Annotated in this window: 17 protein-coding genes and 1 pseudogene; 5 read left to right on the forward strand and 13 right to left on the reverse strand. The window is 70.8% G+C overall.

Annotation, left to right across the window (positions count from 1 at the left end; all coding sequences use genetic code 11):
- Window positions 1-16: 16 nt before the first annotated feature.
- The 5 genes from ABZO29_RS29555 to ABZO29_RS29575 all read right to left on the reverse strand — a co-directional run bounded on the left by ABZO29_RS29555 (window position 17) and on the right by ABZO29_RS29575 (window position 5,563).
- Entirely contained in the window at window positions 17-844 is an 828-nt protein-coding gene (locus ABZO29_RS29555) for a hypothetical protein (RefSeq protein WP_367323207.1), read from the reverse strand.
- Window positions 845-850: 6 nt separating this feature from the next.
- Complete coding sequence (locus ABZO29_RS29560; RefSeq protein WP_367323208.1) at window positions 851-1,159, reverse strand: CU044_2847 family protein; 309 nt, start codon at window positions 1,157-1,159, stop codon at window positions 851-853.
- Between the two features lie 212 nt (window positions 1,160-1,371).
- Entirely contained in the window at window positions 1,372-1,722 is a 351-nt protein-coding gene (gene nirD / locus ABZO29_RS29565; protein WP_367323209.1) for a nitrite reductase small subunit NirD, read from the reverse strand.
- Window positions 1,719-4,337, reverse strand: coding sequence for a nitrite reductase large subunit NirB (gene nirB / locus ABZO29_RS29570; protein WP_367323210.1), 2,619 nt, complete (start codon window positions 4,335-4,337; stop codon window positions 1,719-1,721). The genes nirD and nirB overlap by 4 nt, the downstream gene beginning before the upstream one ends.
- A complete protein-coding gene (locus tag ABZO29_RS29575; protein WP_367323211.1) occupies window positions 4,337-5,563 on the reverse strand; it encodes an NAD(P)/FAD-dependent oxidoreductase in 1,227 nt (408 codons plus the stop codon). Before ABZO29_RS29575 ends, nirB begins: the two co-directional genes overlap by 1 nt.
- A gap of 272 nt (window positions 5,564-5,835) precedes the next feature.
- Between ABZO29_RS29575 and ABZO29_RS29580 the strand changes: the two are divergent.
- Window positions 5,836-6,180 (forward strand): annotated as a pseudogene (locus tag ABZO29_RS29580) (chloramphenicol phosphotransferase); the annotation flags it as partial.
- A 77-nt stretch (window positions 6,181-6,257) separates the two neighbouring features.
- On the opposite strand, the gene ABZO29_RS29585 reads toward ABZO29_RS29580, so the two are convergent.
- Both ABZO29_RS29585 and ABZO29_RS29590 read right to left on the reverse strand, forming a co-directional pair.
- Entirely contained in the window at window positions 6,258-6,884 is a 627-nt protein-coding gene (locus tag ABZO29_RS29585; protein ID WP_367323212.1) for a class F sortase, read from the reverse strand.
- A 108-nt stretch (window positions 6,885-6,992) separates the two neighbouring features.
- Window positions 6,993-7,514: a hypothetical protein gene (locus tag ABZO29_RS29590; protein ID WP_367323213.1), complete on the reverse strand. Its 522-nt coding sequence runs from the start codon at window positions 7,512-7,514 to the stop codon at window positions 6,993-6,995.
- A 280-nt stretch (window positions 7,515-7,794) separates the two neighbouring features.
- On the opposite strand from ABZO29_RS29590, the gene ABZO29_RS29595 reads away from it, so the two are divergent.
- The gene (locus ABZO29_RS29595) at window positions 7,795-8,391 is read left to right on the forward strand and encodes an NADPH-dependent FMN reductase (RefSeq protein WP_367326287.1); all 597 of its coding nucleotides are present in this window, start codon (window positions 7,795-7,797) and stop codon (window positions 8,389-8,391) included.
- A gap of 450 nt (window positions 8,392-8,841) precedes the next feature.
- On the opposite strand, the gene ABZO29_RS29600 is transcribed toward ABZO29_RS29595, so the two are convergent.
- A complete protein-coding gene (locus tag ABZO29_RS29600; protein ID WP_367323214.1) occupies window positions 8,842-10,494 on the reverse strand; it encodes a M4 family metallopeptidase in 1,653 nt (550 codons plus the stop codon).
- Between the two features lie 129 nt (window positions 10,495-10,623).
- Between ABZO29_RS29600 and ABZO29_RS29605 the strand changes: the two genes are divergently transcribed.
- On the forward strand, window positions 10,624-11,037 hold the full coding sequence (locus tag ABZO29_RS29605) for a gamma-glutamylcyclotransferase family protein (RefSeq protein ID WP_367323215.1): 414 nt from the start codon (window positions 10,624-10,626) through the stop codon (window positions 11,035-11,037).
- A 72-nt stretch (window positions 11,038-11,109) separates the two neighbouring features.
- Here the strand turns inward: ABZO29_RS29605 and ABZO29_RS29610 are convergent, their stop codons facing one another.
- The 5 genes from ABZO29_RS29610 to ABZO29_RS29630 form a co-directional block, all read right to left on the reverse strand.
- On the reverse strand, window positions 11,110-11,700 hold the full coding sequence (locus ABZO29_RS29610; protein WP_367323216.1) for a class E sortase: 591 nt from the start codon (window positions 11,698-11,700) through the stop codon (window positions 11,110-11,112).
- The gene (locus tag ABZO29_RS29615; RefSeq protein WP_367323217.1) at window positions 11,700-11,873 is read right to left on the reverse strand and encodes a hypothetical protein; all 174 of its coding nucleotides are present in this window, start codon (window positions 11,871-11,873) and stop codon (window positions 11,700-11,702) included. Before ABZO29_RS29615 ends, ABZO29_RS29610 begins: the two co-directional genes overlap by 1 nt.
- A gap of 51 nt (window positions 11,874-11,924) precedes the next feature.
- On the reverse strand, window positions 11,925-13,001 hold the full coding sequence (locus tag ABZO29_RS29620; RefSeq protein ID WP_367323218.1) for a glycosyltransferase family 2 protein: 1,077 nt from the start codon (window positions 12,999-13,001) through the stop codon (window positions 11,925-11,927).
- Window positions 13,002-13,157: 156 nt separating this feature from the next.
- Entirely contained in the window at window positions 13,158-15,284 is a 2,127-nt protein-coding gene (locus ABZO29_RS29625) for a molybdopterin oxidoreductase family protein (RefSeq protein WP_367323219.1), read from the reverse strand.
- 188 nt (window positions 15,285-15,472) lie between these two features.
- On the reverse strand, window positions 15,473-16,159 hold the full coding sequence (locus ABZO29_RS29630) for a vancomycin high temperature exclusion protein (protein ID WP_367323220.1): 687 nt from the start codon (window positions 16,157-16,159) through the stop codon (window positions 15,473-15,475).
- Between the two features lie 213 nt (window positions 16,160-16,372).
- Here ABZO29_RS29630 and ABZO29_RS29635 point away from each other — a divergent pair, with 213 nt between their 5' ends.
- Window positions 16,373-17,269, forward strand: a complete 897-nt coding sequence (locus tag ABZO29_RS29635) for a sirohydrochlorin chelatase (protein ID WP_367323221.1) — start codon at window positions 16,373-16,375, stop codon at window positions 17,267-17,269.
- Window positions 17,270-17,406: 137 nt separating this feature from the next.
- Complete coding sequence (locus ABZO29_RS29640) at window positions 17,407-18,708, forward strand: deoxyguanosinetriphosphate triphosphohydrolase (protein ID WP_367323222.1); 1,302 nt, start codon at window positions 17,407-17,409, stop codon at window positions 18,706-18,708.
- Window positions 18,709-18,841: the final 133 nt, after the last annotated feature.

Here is an 18,841-nt window from a genome sequence, read left to right on the forward strand (position 1 = left end):
GTCGTCTCCTGAGGTCTCATGCGGGGCCGGCGGTGGGGTTCTGGTCGAGCAGGTCGCGGATCCGCTGGATCAGGTGCGGGTCCAGGACGTCGCCCTTCTCCGCTCCGTCGAGGACTTCCGCGAGGAGTCTGCGCTCGTCGGAGGTGGGGAGGTCCTGATCCTGCGTGGGCCGCCCCGGGCCCGCCAGGAGGTCCTCCAGGATGCGCTGGTCGCTGAACATCCGGAACCTGCCCGTGGCCTCCCGGACGGAGACCGCGTACAGGGTGTTCGTGCTCATCCGGGGCTGTGGTCTGATGGGTTGCTGTTCCAGCAGGATGCCCAGGATGGCGTGGGGTGATGCACCCACCGCCGCGCGTTCGACCGGGCTTCCCGAATACCCGTGGTGGTCCCGCCGGTCCTCCGGGCACAGTAACTGGATGACGTTGATGATCTCACCGTCCGCCATCTGCTTCGGCAGGGAGGCGAAGGCGACCGTTCCCGTGAGAATCCCGTCGTTCAGATTGGGCCGGTAGGTGGTGTGCCAGGGGTCGCCCCGCTTCGCCTCCTCGGCGCGCGGGAGGTCCAGGTTCGGGGGTGCGGAGTGTTCCACTCTGATGAGGGCGATGTCCCCGCCGGGGATTTCCTCCACTGTCCCGTCGAAGATCTCCTCGACGGGTTCCCCGTCAATGATCTTCTTCAGGATGTGCAGCTGTAAGGTGTCCCCTCTTCTGGGTTTGCGGTCCGGGCGTTTCAGACCGCGGCGCAGGCAGTGCTCAGCGGTGACGACGAGGTCGTTCGTCAGACGCAGGCCACCACCGAGCCCGACGCCGTCCCGTTTCAGGGCGACCCAGCACGTCTCGCACATACGCGATCACCCCGTCCGCTCGATGGAGAGGGTGACCTCGAACGAGGCCTCGCCCGAGGCCTTGGAGACGATGACCCCGGCCTCCACGGCCAGGGTCAGTCCGAAGGTCACTTCGAGGCCGGAGACCCTCCAGCCGGGGCGTTCCGGAAGGTTCTGCAGGGAGTCCTGGGCGATGCCCGACGCCTCCCTGATCGCTTCCTGGACTTCGGCGCTGCGCTCGCTGAGCCGGGCCGTCACACGCGATGTTTCACTGACCTGACGAAATCCGGAATCGTCGAGCTCGACCACTTCGACCCGAACGCCTGCGCCATTCATGTGATCCCCCCGGATTTCGAATCGATCGCCGATTCGCGCACAAGTAGGGGGAATTATAGGGAGGTTGACTACTCATGGGCAGATGGTCCGAACGTCCCTTGCGGGCCTGTTTGTCACGGGTGCCACATTGGCAACTCGCCTTGCGGGCAAGGCGACTCGGCAACCAACGAACGGCGGGCCCGCCGAGGTGCCGGCGGGCCCGCTCAGGTGTGTCAGGCCGCGCGGACCTCGTACGTCGTGATGCGCACCGCCTCGTCGTCCAGGCACTGTCCGGAGATCAGGTCGAAGCGCTGCTTGAGCAGGGGGGAGGCGACGAACGGGCGGCCCTGGTGGGTGCCGGTCAGGCCGCGGGAGAGGACCGCCGCGCCGCTGAACGGGTCGCGGTTGTCGATGGCGTACAACTCGCCCCTGCGGTCGCGGAACAGGGCGACCTGGTGGCCGTCCGGCAGCAGGGCGGCCACGCCCCGGCCGGGGACGAGCTGGTTCAGGTCGCAGACGGTGAACCAGTCGTCCGCCAGCCGCAGCTGGACCTTCAGGTCGGTCGTCTCGGGTGCCAGGGTCATCGCTGGGCGCTTCCTTCCAGGACGTCTTCCGTGGGACGCAGGCCGATGCTGAGCAGCGGCAGGTCGGGCTTGATCTGGTCGCGCTCGGGGACGAAGCCGACGACCGGGTCGGGGGTGTCGGGGGCGTTCACGAAGGACACGAACCGGGCGAGCTTCTCGGGGTCGTTGATGGTCGTCGCCCACTCGTCGGCGTAGTTCGCCACGTGCGCCGCCATCAGCGACTCCAGCTCCTCGCAGATGCCGAGGGAGTCCTCCACCACGACGTCCCGGACGTGGTCGAGGCCGCCGGGGATCCGCTCCAGCCAGGTGGAGGTGCGCTCCAGACGGTCCGCCGTGCGGATGTAGAACATCAGGAAGCGGTCGATCAGGCGGATGAGCTCGGCGTCGGACAGGTCCTGGGCCAGCAGGTCCGCGTGGCGCGGGGTGGCGCCGCCGTTGCCGCCGACGTACAGGTTCCAGCCGTTGGCGGTGGCGATCACGCCGAAGTCCTTCGACTGGGCCTCCGCGCACTCGCGCTGGCAGCCGGAGACGGCCGACTTCAGCTTGTGCGGGGAGCGCAGGCCCCGGTAGCGCAGCTCCAGGTCGATCGCCATGCGGACGGAGTCCTGGACGCCGTAGCGGCACCAGGTCTGGCCGACGCAGGACTTCACGGTGCGCAGCGCCTTGCCGTAGGCGTGGCCCGACTCGAAGCCGGCGTCCACCAACCGCGCCCAGATCAGCGGGAGCTGCTCCACCCGCGCGCCGAACATGTCGATCCGCTGACCGCCGGTGATCTTCGTGTAGAGGCCGAAGTCGCGGGCGATCTCACCGATCACGATGAGCCCCTCGGGGGTGATCTCACCGCCGGGGATGCGCGGCACGACCGAGTACGAGCCGTTCTTCTGCAGATTGGCGAGGAAGTGGTCGTTGCTGTCCTGCAGGGCCGCCTGCTCGCCCTCCAGGACGTAGCCGCTGACGCCGATCGTCGGGGCGAGGGAGGCGATGATCGAGCCCACCGCCGGCTTGCAGATCTCGCAGCCGTCGCCGCCCTTGGCGCCGTCGCGGCCGTAGCGGTCCAGCAGGTCCTGGTAGGTGTTGATGCGCAGGGCGAGGACGATCTCGTACAGCTCCTCGCGGGTCTGCGAGAAGCAGCCGCACAGGCCCTTGTCGACCTCGACGCCGCTGGCCTCCAGCTCGGCGTTGATCAGCTGGCCGAGGACCTTGACGCAACTGCCGCAGGTCGTACCGGCCTTGGTGCACTTCTTCACCTCGGGCACGGTCGTGCACTGGTGGTCGGTGACCGCGCCGCGGATCGTGCCCTTGGTGACGTTGTTGCAGGAGCAGATGATCGCCTCGTCCGGCAGCGCGGACGGGCCGAGCTGGGCGGGCGCTCCGGCGCCGGCCGGCAGCACCAGTGACTCCGGCGAGACCGGCGGGACCGAGCCGGTGAAGGCCTTCAGCGTGCCGTACGCCTCCGCGTCGCCGACCAGGATGCCGCCGAGCAGCGTGCCGTCCCGGCCGATGACCAGCTTCTTGTACAGGCCCGCGCGGGAGTCGGAGTAGACGACGTCCAGACAGTCCTCGGTGGTGCCGTGCGCGTCGCCGAAGGAGGCCACGTCCACGCCGAGCAGCTTCAGCTTGGTGGACAGGTCGGCGCCGGTGAACGACAACTGCTCCGCCTCGTCGGCGGCGATCGTGGCGGCCGCCGTCTCGGCCTGCTCGTAACCGGGGGCCACCAGGCCGTACACCCGGCCGTCCGCCGCCAGCGCGCACTCGCCGATCGCGAACACGTGCGGGTCGGAGACCGTGCGGCACTGCTCGTCGACGGTGATGCCGCCGCGCTCGCCGACCGTCAGGCCGCAGTCACGGGCCAGCTGGTCGCGGGGGCGGACACCGGCGGAGAACACCACCATGTCGGTGGCGAGTTCGGAACCGTCGGACAGCTTCATGCCGGTGACCGCGCCGTTCTCGCCGACGACGATCTCCTGGGTGCCCACACCGGTGTGCACGGTCAGGCCCATGTCCTCGATGGTGCGCAGGAGGGCCGCGCCGCCGCCCTCGTCGACCTGGACGGGCATCAGACGGGGCGCGAACTCCACGATGTGGCTGGTGAGTCCCAGGCCCTTCAGGGCGCCCGCGGCCTCGAGACCGAGCAGACCGCCGCCGACCACCGCACCGACGGTCGCCTTCGACTTCGCGTACTCCTCGATCGCGAGCAGGTCCTCGATCGTGCGGTAGACGAAACAGCCCTCGGCGTCCTTGTTCGGGACCGGCGGCACGAACGGGTACGAGCCGGTGGCGAGGACGAGGGTGTCGTACTCGAAGACCTGGCCGGACCTGGCCGTGACCTTCTTCGCCTCACGGTCGATCGTCTCGGCCGGGTCGCCGACGTACAGCTCGATGCCGTGGTCGTTGATGAACTCCATGTCCGTCATGGAGAGGTCCTCGGGCGTCTTGCCCGAGAAGTACGAGGTGAGCGCCACACGGTCGTACGCCGGACGCGGCTCCTCGCACAGCACGACCACGCGGTGCGTGGCGGTCAGGCCGCGCTCGGCGAGAGCCTCGAGGAAGCGCTGGCCGACCATGCCATGGCCGACGAGCACGATCGTGGGGGTGGCCCCCAGGGTGGCGGTCATCAGGAGCCTCCATCGTTGGTGAGCAGGTGGAGCAGGGGGCCGCCGTCAGTGGGGAGCGGCTCTGCTCCCTCCCAGGCGCGGGCGAGCGCGCCGACGGTGCCGAGTTCGCCGACGAGGACCCCGCCGACCAGGCGGTCGTCGCGGACGACGACCTTGCGGTAGGTGCCGCGGGTGGCGTCGGCGAGCTGGACGACGTCGTCGCCCGGGCGTGCCTCGGTCTCGCCGAACGCGGCGAGGTCGAACGATCCGAGGGGCGAGTCCTGACCGGCCAGGGTGAGCCGGGTCAGGGAACGGGTGCCGGTGTAGCGGGCGTTCGCGTCGCCCGCCAGCAGCTCGGCCAGCACGTCCGCCTGTTCGAGGGCGGGCGCGGCGAGTCCGTACACGGTGCCGTCGTGCTGGGCGCAGTCGCCGACGGCGCGGATGTGCGGGTCGGACGTACGGAGTTCGTCGTCGACGAGGACGCCCTTGTGGACCGCGAGCCCCGCGTCCTGGGCGAGGCCCACGCGCGGGTGGATCCCGCAGGCCAGGACCACCAGGTCGGCGTCGAGGGCGAAACCGTCGTGCATCTCCACCGAGCGGACCGCGCCGCCGACGCAGCGCACGTCTCGCACGCGGCACTCGGTGTGCACCTCGACGCCGAGGTCCTTCAGGTGCCGCAGTACGAGCTTGGAGGCGCCCGGGTCGAGCTGGCGCTCCATGAGCCGCTCGGACTGCTGGGCGAGGACGACCTGCGCGCCGCGCACCGCGAGGGCGCGGGCCGCGGAGACTCCGAGGAGCCCGCCGCCGATGACGACCGCGCGCACCCCGGGCCGTACGGCCTTGGACAGGCCCAGGCAGTCGTCCATGGTCCGGAACGCGTGGACGCCCTCGGGCAGCACGTGGTCGGGGGTGAACAGGCCGCGCAGGGGCGGGAGTACGGGGTTCGAACCGGTGGCCAGGACCAGCGTGTCGTATGCGATCTTCGAGCCGTCCGCGAGGTGTACGGCTCGCACCTCGCGGTCGATGCCCGTGACCTGGCCGCGGGTCAGTTCCGCGGGCGCGGGCAGCGCGATCACGTCGGGGTTGTAGCGCCCGGCCAGCACTTCGGCGAGGAGCACCCGGTTGTACGGGCGGTGCTCCTCCTCGCCGATCAGCGTCACGGGCGTGCCGAGCTCACCGAGCCGCCGGGCGAGACGTACGCCCGCGAGGCCGGCGCCGATCACCACCACACGCGTATTCGAGGTCATGCCCCTGAGCGTGCGGTGCGGACGTTACCCGGCAGCATCACGGTTGTTTCCCGCGAGGAACGCTGCCCTCAGCTGGAGCCGGGTGGACGTGTGAGGGTTTCCGGGGGCGCGGTGGGGCAGGCTGTGAGGTGGGGCGGAGCGGGCCGGCACGGGGTGACCGGCACTCCGGATTTCCATGCAGGCAGCATCGTCTACGACCGTTCGATAACGCGTTGCGGGTGCGCCGGAGTCCTCCTCCAGTGTGACCCGGTGACGCCTCAGGTGATAGTGCTGAAATCGCTCCGGACGGCGGGGTGAGCGTCGGCCCGGAGTTCCGGACCCTGGAAGCGGCGTGGACGGCAGGGATCGCCGCGATGGTCCACGCCGGCGCACGGGTGATCATCGACGACGTCTTCCTCGGCGGCCCCGCTTCCCAGGAGCGGTGGCAGAAGGCCCTCGCCGGACTGGACGTGCTGTGGGTCGGCGTCCGGTGCGAGGCCGAGGTGGCCGCGGGCCGGGAGATCGTGCGCGGCGACCGGCCGCGGGGGATGGCCGAGCGGCAGGCGGAGCTCGTCCACCGGAACGTGGTCTACGACCTGGAGGTGGACACCACGCGCACCGAGGCGCTGGAGTGCGCGTGTGGTCTACGACCTGGAGGTGGACACCACGCGCACCGAGGCGCTGGAGTGCGCGCGGACCATCGCGCGGGCGGTGCTCAGCGTTTCCCGGTGAGGTGTGCGAAGACGACCACATTGCCCCGGTAACCGGTCGAGGGCGAGTACCCGCCCCCGCAGGTGATCACCCGCAGCTCGGGCCGCCGCGCCGCCCCGTACACCTTCTCGTCGGGGAAGTGCTCGGCCTCGTACACCTCGACGGCGTCGACGGTGAACAGGGCTGTGCTCCCGTCCCGCCGGTCCACCTCGATGGCGGCGCCCTTCTGCAGGGCGCCCAGGTCGTAGAAGACGGCGGGGCCGTCGGCGTTGTCGACATGGCCGGCGACGATCGCGGTGCCCGTCTCACCGGGGGTGGTGCCGGCCTCGTACCAGCCGGCGAGGTTCTTCCGCGCGGCGGGCGGGACGTCGAGGCTGCCGGACGGGGTCAGTCCGAGGCCCGTGAGAGGGGCGTCCACGTGGATCGAGGGGATGCGGACGCGGTCCGGCGGGGAGGGCGGCAGCGCGGGTGCGGCCGCCTGGTCCTGATCGCCGCCCAGGCCGGCGCCGGCCTGGGCGGCGGACGGCTGCGGCGGGGCCTGGGTCCCGGCCGCACCGCCCAGCAGCCACACGCTCGCGCAGAGGGCGGCGACGCTGAGGGCCCCTATGGCGGCATTGCCGATCCTGCGCATGGCGACCCCTCTCCCGGCGGCCCGATCCCCCTCCGGGCCGCGAGGGGCGTCGGACCCGGAGGGGGAGGGGAAGTGCGGTACCGGCGGACGGACAGCGGAGGGTGTCCGTCAGATCCTGTCGCCTCTCGCCCGGCGATGCAGGAGCCAGGTACCGCCCGCGGCGGCGACGGCGAGAGCCGTCACGCCTGCCGCGGTCTGCACGGGACCGGGGCCCAGGGCGCCACCGATCCCCGTCTTCACACTTCCTTTGGGTTGTACCTGCTCACGGGCCCCGGTCAGCGTGACCACCAGGTCACCGGTGACCTTCCGGCCGCCCTGGGCGCAGGTCGCGACGATCTCGTACGTCCCCGGCTGCGCGCTCGGCGGCACCCGGAACTGCCCGATCGCGTCGCCGTCGTGGGTGCTCGGCGCGAGAGTGAAGCGACCGGCGCCCACGGCGCTGGCGTCACCCGCCGCCGTACCGTCCGCCCCGCAGGCCGTCGTGTTCACGGTGACGTCACCGCCCGGCATCACGGAGGAGGGGTACAGCTCGAGGCTGCCCGTGCCCTTGCCGAACGCGGGCGCGGTGACCCCGCCCATGGCGGTGACGGCGAACGCCGTACCGGTCAGGAGACGGGCGGTACGTCGCATCGGTGCTCCTTCGAGCTCTTCGGCGGGTCCTGCCCTTCCGAGGTAAGTGGCAGCGGGCCGGACGCGCTTGCTGAAGGTGTGTCAGAAATGCGGTGAACGGGTGCCGCGCCGACCGGCGGGAGGCTCGACCGCCCGGCGTTTCGGCAGGTCACCGCCGTACGGCAGACGTGTCGCGGAAGAGAACCCGAAGGGCGGGGGGCACGGGTGTGAACGGGTGAACCGCCCACAGCGATCCGGGCTTGACCTCAACAATGCTTGAGGTAAGAGGCTGGTCCACATGATGAGCACCGACACGCTTGCCGCTGACAGCCCTCTGAAGGTCACCCTCGTCGTGGGCAGCAACCGCCACGGCCGCTTCGGCCCCGTGATCGCCGACTGGCTTCTCGACCGCATCGGGCACCGGGACGACCTCGTACCGGAGGTCGTGGACGTCGCCGAGGTCCCCCTGCCCATGTCCTTCGCCCGCACCTCCGAGACGACCACCACCCTCTCCGCCGTCACCCCGAAGCTGGCGGGCGCGGACGCCTTCGTCGTCCTCACCCCCGAGTACAACCACTCGTTCCCGGCCGGCCTGAAGAACCTCATCGACTGGCACTTCGCGGAATGGCAGGCCAAGCCCGTCGCTCTCGTCTCCTACGGCGGCCTGGCGGGCGGCCTGCGCGCCACCGAACACCTCCGCCAGGTCTTCGCCGAACTCCACGCCGTGACGGTCCGCGACACGGTCTCCTTCCACAACGCGGGGGCCGCCTTCGACGACGAGGGCCGCCTGAAGGACGCGTCGGGCCCGGACGCGGCGGCGAAGACGATGCTGGATCAGCTGGTGTGGTGGGGGCGGGCGCTGCGGGAGGCGAGGGAACGGCGGCCGTACGGGGTTTGAGGACCACGCGCAGGCCCATGCCGTCAGCCGGTGGGCGGCACCCCGACAGCGCCGGGCGGCGAGACCCACGCCGCCCCAGCACCATCCCCGGTGCCTGCGAAGCGCACGGCAACCGCGGCGCCGGCCCGTCCAGGACGACTTCGAGGCCGTAGGCGAACTTGGCGCCGCGCTGGGCGGCCGGATCGACCGTGGCGCCCGCCGCGTCGGCGTACGACTCCGCGTAATGGTCGTGCCCGGCGGCAGCCTGCTGCGCCGCGGGCATCAGGCGCTCGATGAACTCGGCTCCTCGGGCCCGCCGGACCGCGCGACCGCCGGCGGTGGCACAGGGCGACGAGGGCCTGAGCCGGGCGTGCCCGCGGGCCTTCACCACCAACGAAGGCCGGTGCCGCTCGGGCACCGGCCTTCCGGTTTGAACTCCAACGGTGAGGGAGGGCCGGGGCCCGTCCGGCCTCAGTTCACGTTGACCGCGCTCCAGGCCGCCGCCACCGCGTTGTACTCCGCACTCCCCGCCCCGTACAGGTCCTTGGCCGCGTTGAGCGTCGCGGCGCGCGCCCCCGCGTAGTTCGTCGAGGACGTCATGTAGACCGTCAGCGCCCGGTACCAGATCCTGCCGAGCTTGTCCCGGCCGATCCCGGAGACCGTGGAGCCGTTGCAGGTGGGGGAGTTGTAGCTGACGCCGTTGACGGTCTTCGCGCCGCTGCCCTCCGCGAGCAGGTAGGCGAAGTGGTTGGCGACGCCCGAGGAGTAGTGGACGTCGAGGTTGCCGACCGTCGAGCTCCAGCAGTCCGCCGAGTTGCCGTCCTTGGACGGCTTGTCCATGTAGCGCAGGGCGTCGCGCCCGAACCCGGAGCGTACGATCTTCTCGCCGATCAGGTAGTCGCCGGTGTCGGACGAGTTGTTCGCATACCACTCCACCAGCGTGCCGAATATGTCCGACGTCGCCTCGTTGAGGCCGCCCGACTCGCCCGAGTACGTCAGCGCCGCCGTCTTCGAGGTCACGCCGTGGGACATCTCGTGGCCGGCTACGTCCAGCGACACCAGCGGCCCGAAGGTGGTGCCGTCACCGTCGCCGTACGTCATGCAGAAGCAACTGTCGTCCCAGAAGGCGTTGTTGTAGTTGTTGCCGTAGTGCACGCGGTTGTACGAGCCCTTGCCGTCGCCCGCGATGCCGCTGCGGCCGTGGACGTTCTTGTAGTAGTCCCAGGTCTCGTTCGTGCCGTACTGCGCGTCCACCGCCGCCGTCGAGCGGTCGGCCGTCGTGCCCGTGCCCCAGTGGTTGTCGGCGTCCGTGAAGAGGGTCGCGGGCGCCCGGCTGAAGCAGATGCCGAAGATGCACAGGTCGGTCTTGTTCGCCGCGTCACCCGTGTACGTGTTCCCGCGCGTCGGGTCCTTGAGCTGGTACGTCGATCCCGACAGCGTCGTCTCCAGCGGCACCGTGCCGCCGTACAGCGACTTGCCGTCGCCCGAGGCCGTCTCGATGCTGTCCCAGGCGTCGATCTGCGCTCCCGTGCGGGCGTCGGTGACGACCGTCCGTGCGACCGGGTTGCCGAGCGAGTCCTGCGCCACCGCCTCGGTGCGCCAGGCGAGCCTCGGCGTGCCGTGCAGGGCGTCGACGACCAACCGGGGCTTGGCGGTGACGTTCTTGAGGGTCTCGCCGAGGTTGGCGGCGCGCAGTGCGTTCACGGCGACGTCGGCGGCCTTCGGGGCGGAGAGGGACGGAGTGATGCCGGCGAGCGTGATCTGGCTCCTCGTCGCGCGGTTCGCGCTGCGGTACGTGCCGTCGGGGGCCAGGTGGACCACGAAGTCGCCGCCCAGCACCGGGAGTTGACGGTAGGTGCGGTCGTAGCGGACGTGCTGGACGCCGTCCGCGTCCACGACGACGTCGCGGACCTTCGTCCCCTGGACGGCGGTGAGACCCAGGGAAGCGGCGTGATCGGCAAGAGCTGCCGCCGCGTTGTCGATCGCATCGGCCCGAGTGGGTCTGTCGGCCGCGTCGGCGGCGGGCGAGAGTGCGGCGGCCAGCAGGGTGGCGGCGGTGGCGGCCACGCCGGCGGTGGCGAGACGGCGGGAACCTCGGACGTGGTGCTGCCGTATCCGGCTCATCGGTCTCCTCGGGAAGGCGCCGTGGGGCGCGTGGGGGGCGGCGCGGATGTTGACCCAGATTTAAGGGGCCATGACATGTCATGTCCATAGCGCGTTCGAGGAGGTATGTGAGGAGAGAGAATCGTTTCTGTGAGCCTCCCTTTCTTCGTCTACGGCACCCTCCGCCCCGGCGAGATCAACCACGCCCGGTTCCTGCACGGCCGTACCCGCTCCGCGGAACCGGGCCGCCTCAGGGGCGCGGTGCTGTACGACGGCCCCGGCTACCCGTACGCCGTGGAAGACCCGGGCGGAGTCGTGTACGGGGACCTCGTCACTGCACTGCCCGAGGGCTACGCGCGGCTGCTGACCGAACTGGACCGCCTGGAGGAGTACGCGCCGGGGGACCCCCGAAGCCTCTACGAGCGGGTTCAACGGGACGTGGTACGCGAGACCGACGGCGCGGCCGTACCCGCCTGGGTCTACGTCGCGGCCCCACCCGTCGCCACGGAACTGAGGACACGCGGCAAGCTCATCGAGAGCGGGGACTGGTTGTGCCGGGGGTGAGCCCGTAAGGGCTGGACGGCACCGCGAAAAGCCGCCTGCGAGGAAGTCGCTGGCGGCAGGTGTGCCGGGGGATCAACGGTCGTTCAGTTCGCCCCAGACGACGAGCCGGTGAACGTACGCGCCGCCGCGGTCACGGTCCGTGCACGTGGTGAGCGTGATCCGGGCCTTGTCGGGCTCGGTTCCCGGCCGGTTCGGCACGGGTAGGACGACGCCGACGTCGGAGGGCTCGACGACCTCGGTCCGGGTGACTCGATAGGTGAATGACCTCCCCTGCCACTCCACGTTGATCGCGTCGCCCTTCTTCAGCTCCGGGAGCCGGTGAAACGGCTGCCCCCAGCCGGTCCGATGCCCGGCCACCGCGAAGTTGCCGATTTCGCCGGGCATCGCCGTCCCCGGATAGTGCCCGGGACCCTTCTTCAGATCCCCTTGGGACACACCCTCGACGATCACAGGGTCGAATCCCGAGCCGAACCGAGGTATCCGCAGCACGGCCACTGCGTCAGCCTTCGAAGGGGCAACTGAATTCCGGAGATCTTTCCGTAGCGCCTGCTGAGCGCTTCTGTATTCATTGCCCGAGTGCCCGTCCTGGAAAAGCTTGAAGCCTCCCAGGGTCAAACCGGTGAATATCAGGCAAACACCCAGACCGCGCAGCGCCCTTCTCACTATGAGTCGTCTTTGGTCTTGCGTGGAACGAGCCGCAGGGCAGCGAATCCCGCAGACACCAGAACGAACACGACGATCCAGAACCAGATGCTGTCAGGACCCCCGGTGAGTGGCAGCATCCCGGCCGCACCGGTTCCGGTGGCCGCGGTACCTGCGCCTGCGTTGTTCATCATGTGCCTGAATTCCTTTGCTCGTTCGATTTCTCTTCTTCGTGCGCCTGGAAGTCACCAATTACGTGGTCTTTGCAGAGCGGCGTCCGCGAGGGCCCGGATGTGCACGCCCTGGAGAAACAGGTCGTAGAACCACTCCGGTACGACGAGCATCGACGCGAGCGTCGCCCGCCAGCCCCTGGATTTCACCGTGATCGCACGCTCGATCGCGTAGAACCCTGTGAAGGCGATCCAGAACGGTGTGATCCTCAGCCCCGTACCCACGGCGAGAAACCAGATGATCGAGCCCACGTAGATGGTCGATATGGAGGTCCCGAGGAACGCTATGACCTGCCTGGCCCAGCCTTCCAGGGTGTGGCGCGTCAGACCGTAGTCGATCAGGTTCTCCAGGGCTCCACGCTTCCAGCGGAGTCGCTGTTTGCCGAGGTCTCTCCACGTTTCCATGACCTCGGTGGTCATGGTCGCGCGGGACGGCGCGACGATGCGCCGTCCGAGATGCCGCAGGGCGAGCGTGAGCTCGTTGTCCTCGGTGAGCGCCTTGGTGTCGTACACGCCGTCGGCCGGCGGAAGCGTGCCGTCTTCCCGAGCGGCCAGTACGTCCTTCAGGGCTCCCGCCTTGAAAAGGCAGGCCGTACCCGTCAGGCAGAGCACCTTGCCGTTCTTGCGTGCCGTGTCCCGTGCGTAGCGGGCGAACTCGTTGCGCTGGAAGGCGCCGCACAGCCGGCCGCCCGAGCGGCCGCGGAAGTTTCCGCCCGCGGCGCCGTACCCCTGTCCCAGCTTCTTGTGTGTCACCTCGATGAAGTGAGGATCCAGGTACGTGTCGGCATCCTGCACGAGAATCGCGTCCTCGTCGGAGAGACCCGGCAGCAGTCTGCTCAGTGCGCCGTTGAGGTTGCCGGCCTTCTTGTGCCGGTTGCCGGCCGAATGCCAGACCTCGGCACCCGCCTCGCGGGAAATCCGTTCCAGCTCCTCGGTCCTCTTGCCGTCCTGGTGCGGGTCCAGCGTCACGATGATGCGGTCCGCGGGGCGTGTCTGCCCCTTCAGGGCCTCGAGCACGTGGCCGAGAGAATCCACTTCCTTGTAGGCAGGTACGAGCACGGTCACGGTGCTGGTGCGGGTCGCATCCGCCATCAGGGACTCCCTGCTGTCGTAAATTTACGATGTATACATACATACGACATTTAGCACGTAGAGTCAACAGATGGCAGCCCGAAGGGGCCCGCCCGCGGGTGTGCGGGGGGCCTGGCTCGTGTACGGATGAGCCCGTGCCGAAGGCCCGGACTCAGATCAGGGAGTCGCTCGGACGGCCTCCACCCGCACCGCGCACACCTTGAACTCCGGCATGCGCGAGGTCGGGTCCAGGGCCGGGTTGGTGAGGGAGTTGGCGCGGCCCTCGCCCGGCCAGTGGAAGGGCATGAAGACGGTGTCGGGGCGGATGCCGGTGGTGATGCGGGCCGGGGCCACCGCGCGGCCGCGGCGGGACACCACGGCGACCGGGTCGCCCTCGGCCGCGCCGAGCCGCGCCGCCAGCCGGGGGTGCAGCTCCACGAAGGGGGCCGGTGCGGCGGCGTTCAGTTCGTCGACGCGGCGGGTCTGGGCGCCGGACTGGTACTGGGCCACGACCCGTCCGGTCGTCAGCAGCACGGGGTAGTCGTCGTCCGGCTCCTCGGCGGCGGGGCGGTGTGTGACGGGCGCGAAACGTGCCCGCCCGTCCTCGGTGGCGAACCGGTCGAGGAAGAGGCGGGGCGTGCCCGGGTGGACGTCCGCCCCGTCGGCGGGGAGCGTTTCCGGGGCGGTGGCCTCGCGGACCGCTCCCGGACACGGCCAGAACACCCCGTTCTCCTCCGCCAGCCTGCGGTAGGTGATCCCGGAGTAGTCCGCGGGGCCGCCCGCGCTCGCCCGGCGCAGCTCCTCGAAGACCTCCTCGGGGTCGGTCGGGAAGCCCTTCTCCACGCCCAGCCGGGCCGCCAGCTCGTGCATGACCTCCAGGTCGCTGCGGATGCCCTCGGGCGGCGTGATCGCCTGCCGACGCAGCAGCACCCTGCCCTCGAGGTTGGTCGTCGTGCCGGTCTCCTCCGCCCACTGCGTCACCGGCAGTACGACGTCCGCGAGCGCCGCCGTCTCCGACAGCACGACATCGCAGACCGCCAGGAAGTCCAGCGACCGCAGCCGCTCCTCGACGTGCGCGGCGCGCGGCGCGGACACCACGGGGTTCGAGCCCATCAGCAACAGGGACTTGATGTCCGTACCCAGGGCGTCGAGCAACTCGTACGCGCTGCGTCCCGGCCCCGGCAGCGAGTCCGGGTCCACGCCCCACACCTCGGCCACGTGCCGTCGCGCCGCCGGGTCCGTCAGCTTGCGGTAGCCGGGCAACTGGTCGGCCTTCTGGCCGTGTTCGCGCCCGCCCTGCCCGTTGCCCTGCCCGGTCAGGCAGCCGTACCCGGACAGCGGCCGGCCCGCCCGCCCGGTGGCCAGGCACAGGTTGATCCACGCGCCCACCGTGTCCGTGCCCTTGGACTGCTGTTCCGGTCCGCGTGCCGTCAGCACCATCGCCGACTCGGGCTCGCAGAACATCCGTACGGCCTCGCGGAGTTGGGGAACGGACACCCCCGTGATCCGTTCCACGTACTCCGGCCAGTGCGCCATCGCCGCCGCCCGGGCGTCCTCCCAGCCGGCGGTGCGTTCCTGGACGTAGTCCTCGTCGACCAGGCCCTCCGCGACGATCACGTGCAGCAGACCGAGCGCCAGCGCCAGATCCGTACCCGGCCGGGGCGCCAGGTGCAGGTCGGCCTGCTCGGCGGTCTTCGTCCGGCGCGGATCGACGACGATCAGCGTGCCGCCGTTCTCGCGAAGCTCGTTGAAGAAGCGGAGCGACGGCGGCATCGTCTCCGCGAGGTTGGAGCCGACGAGGATCACGCACCCGGTCTTCGGGATGTCCTCCAGCGGGAAGGGCAGCCCGCGGTCCAGCCCGAACGCCTTCGTCCCCGCGGCCGCCGCGGACGACATGCAGAAGCGCCCGTTGTAGTCGATCTGCGAGGTGCCCAGCACCACCCGTGCGAACTTGCCGAGCGTGTACGCCTTCTCGTTCGTCAGGCCGCCCCCGCCGAAGACACCGCACGCGTCCGGGCCGTGCTCCGCCCGCGTGGCGCGCAGCCTCTCGGCGATCCGGTCGAGGGCCTCGTCCCAGGTGGCGGGCACGAGCGTGCCGCCGGAGCGCACCAACGGGGAGGTCAGACGCACCCGGGACGAGAGCACGGCCGGAGCCGTACGGCCCTTGCCGCAGAGCGCGCCCCGGTTCACCGGGAAGTCCGTGCGCTCCGTCACCTCGACGCCTCCACCGGGCAGGGGCGACAGGGTCATCCCGCACTGCAGGGCGCAGTACGGGCAGTGGGTGGGCGTCGAGGTGGTCCGCATGCGTTCAGCGTGCTTCGGCCGTGTTACGTGCCGGGACGCCGTCCGTTACACGGGCGGCACGGCAGCCTCCCCGCCGCCCGGCCGCCACCGTGAGGCACGCGGCTGCCCGCCCCTTGGTCGTCGCCGCCCGGCCGCACAGTCGACTCTGTGGCAGAAGTCGCACCGGCTCCGCCAGGGCCGGGCTGCGGCTACCGGGCCGACGCCAACGCCCGTGCCACGCCCGGCTCGCGCGGCCCGAGGAACCGAGGATCGGGTTCGAACAGCGCGTCCAGTGCTGCCTTGCCGGCTGCGAAGATCTCCCGGGTGCCCCCGTAGTACCAGGTGACGTCGTGCTTGGCGTCGACGCCGACGCCGTACGACGTGACCCCCGCCGCCTGGCACAGCGCGACCGCGCGCCGGATGTGGAAGCCCTGGCTGATGAGGACGGCCTTGTCGACGCCGAAGATCTTCTTGGCGCGGACGCACGAGTCCCAGGTGTCGAAGCCCGCGTAGTCGCTGACGATCCGCGCGTCCGGCACCCCGTGCTTCGTCAGATAGGCGCGCATCGCGTCGGGCTCGTCGTAGTCCTCGCGGCTGTTGTCGCCGGTGACGAGGACGACCTCGACACGGCCTTCCCGGTACAGCTTCGCCGCCGCGTCCAGGCGGTGCGCGAGGTACGGCGACGGCTCGCCGTCCCAGAGACCGGCACCGAAGACGACGGCGACCTCCGTGCGCGGCACGTCGGCGGTCGTACGCAGCCGGTCACCCGTCACGACGTACATCCACGTCGCCGGAAGCAGCGCGAGCACGCACCCCGCCATCACGGCCTGCACCAGCCCGCGCCGCCCCGCGCGGGTGCGCGGCAGGCGGGGTCCGCGCAGCTTCGGTCGGCGCATGGAACGGTCCCTCCCCAGGTCGTCTGTTCGACATTCAGGGACGCGATGTCAGGCCCCCCGGTTCACCGACCGAACGTGACCAGATTCACTTCGAACCACGAAACCGCAGGTCAAACGCCCTCACAGGCCGCCTGCACCCCACGGTGAACCGCCGGAAAACACCCGTCATTCCCGTGCAACGGGGCGGCAACCTCACGCCGCCACCATCGGTACATGACGGCGTCGAACCTTCCTCGCGACGAGTCCACGACCGGCCCCGGTGCTGCCACGCACCTCGACAGTACGGCGCACATCATGAACCGGATCAGCACCCAGCTCGCCGGCCAGCTCAGCCTGGTCTCGCTCGACGGCAGGCGCCGCCCGGGCCCGCCCGCGCTCGTCCTCGTCGGGCACGGCAGCCGGGACCCGCGCGCTCTGAGCACCGTCCGCACGCTCGTCGAGCGCGTCCGGGAACTGCGCCCCGGCCTGCCAGTCCACCTCGGCCACATCGAACTGAACGAGCCCCTGCTGACCGACACCCTCGCCGAACTCGACGCGCAGGGGACCCCCGAGGCCGTCCTCGTACCGCTGCTGCTCAGCCGCGGCTACCACGTCAAGCGGGACATCCCCGAGATGGCCGCCGCCGTACGGGTGCACACGCGCGTCGCGGCCCCGCTCGGCCCGCACCCCCTCCTCGTGGAGACCCTGTACGCCCGTCTCGTCGAGGCCGGCTGGCGCACCCGGACGACCGAGGCCGAGCGCCGTTCGAGCGCGGTCGTCCTCGCGGCCGCCGGCTCCCGCGACCCCCACTCGGCCGTCGACACCCGCCGTACGGCCCAGCTCCTCGCCGAACGCCTCGGCGTACCGGTCGTCCCCGCCTACGCCTCCACCGCCGCCCCCACCGTCCCCGCAGCCGTCCGCGCCCTGGCCGCACGAGGCCGCCACCGGGTGGCGGTCGCCTCCTACTTCACGGCCCCGGGCCGCTTCGCCACGGAGTCCGCGCAGGCGGCCCCGTGGATCGCCTCGGCCCCGCTGGGCACGCACCCGGCGATGGCCCGGCTGGTGCTGCACCGCTACGACCAGACGCTGGCCGTCCCGGCCGCGACGGCACCGGAACTGGCGTCGGCTTGAAATAACGGGTGACTTCGTCAGGGGCGCGGGACTGTATCGATTTGCGGCTCCGCCGCGTGGGCGCGACCAGCCACGAACGACCCGCACTCGCACACAATCAGAACCCCGCAGACGAGTACGCGCCTTACTGTCGACACATGGAAGGCACCGCACCCGAAGCCCACGAAAACCACATCCCACCCCCCGGCTACGACCCGACGTCAGTCGACCGCTGGGCCCCCGAACCCGACAAACGCCCCGGCCGCACCGCCTTCCAACGCGACCGCGCCCGCGTACTGCACTCCGCCGCGCTCAGGAGACTCGCCGGTAAAACCCAGGTCGTCACGCCCGGCGAGCGCAGCGCCACCGCCTGGGACGCCAGCCCCCGCACCCGCCTCACCCACTCCCTGGAGTGCGCCCAGGTCGGCCGGGAGCTGGGCGCAGCCCTCGGCTGCGACCCCGACCTCGTGGAGGCCGCCTGCCTCTCCCACGACCTCGGCCACCCGCCCTTCGGCCACAACGGCGAACACGCGCTGAACGAGTTCGCCCACGACTGCGGCGGCTTCGAAGGCAACGCCCAGTCGCTGAGGCTCCTCACCCGCATCGAGCCCAAACGCTTCACCGCCGAGGGCTCCGTCGGCCTCAACCTCACCCGTGCCGCCCTCGACGCCGCCACCAAGTACCCCTGGCCCCGCGGCGCCCACCCCACGGACCCCGCCTCACCGAAGTTCGGCGTCTACGAGGACGACCGGCCCGTCTTCGACTGGTTCCGCAAGGACGCCCCCGCCACCCGCACCACCTTCGAGGCGCAGGTCATGGACTGGTCCGACGACGTGGCGTACTCGGTGCACGACGTGGAGGACGGCCTGCACGCCGGCCACATTGACCCCAACTGCCTGCACGCCGAGCCGGAACGCCAGGAGATCTTCCGGGTCGCCGTCGGCCGCTACGTCCCCTCAGGCACCGACCCCGCCGAACTCGCCGCGGCCCTCGACCGCCTCCAGGACCAGGAGTGGTGGCCGCACGGCTACGACGGCTCCGCGGTCGCCCAGGCCCGCCTCAAGGACGCCACCAGCCAGCTCATCGGCCGTTTCTGCCTCGCCGCCGAGGCCGCCACCCGCGCGGCGTACGGCGGCGGCCGGCTCACCAGATACGGTGCCGAGCTCGTCGTACCGCTCGAGACCCGACTGGAGTGTGCGGTCCTCAAGGCGGTCGCCGACCGGTACGTCATGCAGCGCGCCGAACAGGAGCGGCTGCGGGCCGACCAGCGGATCGTCGTCGCCGAACTGGCCGAGGCGCTCACCGCCCGCGCCCCCGACGGCCTCGACCCGCAGTTCCGTGCGCTGTTCGGCGCCGCCGACGACGACCGCGCCCGCAAGCGCGTGATCGTCGACCAGATCGCCTCCCTCACCGACGCCTCGGCCCGCTCACTGCACGCGAGACTGACGGGGCGCATGTGACACAAACGTGACCCTCCGTGGCCTGATCGGGCCACTCCCTCTTCCCCCATCACACTCCGTGCGGGACGCTCGCATGTGGCGGCACCCGCAGTGTTTTCTGGGGGTACACCCCCCAGACCCCCGGTAGGAGGCA

Source organism: Streptomyces sp. HUAS ZL42 (assembly GCF_040782645.1).
Lineage (GTDB): Bacteria > Actinomycetota > Actinomycetes > Streptomycetales > Streptomycetaceae > Streptomyces.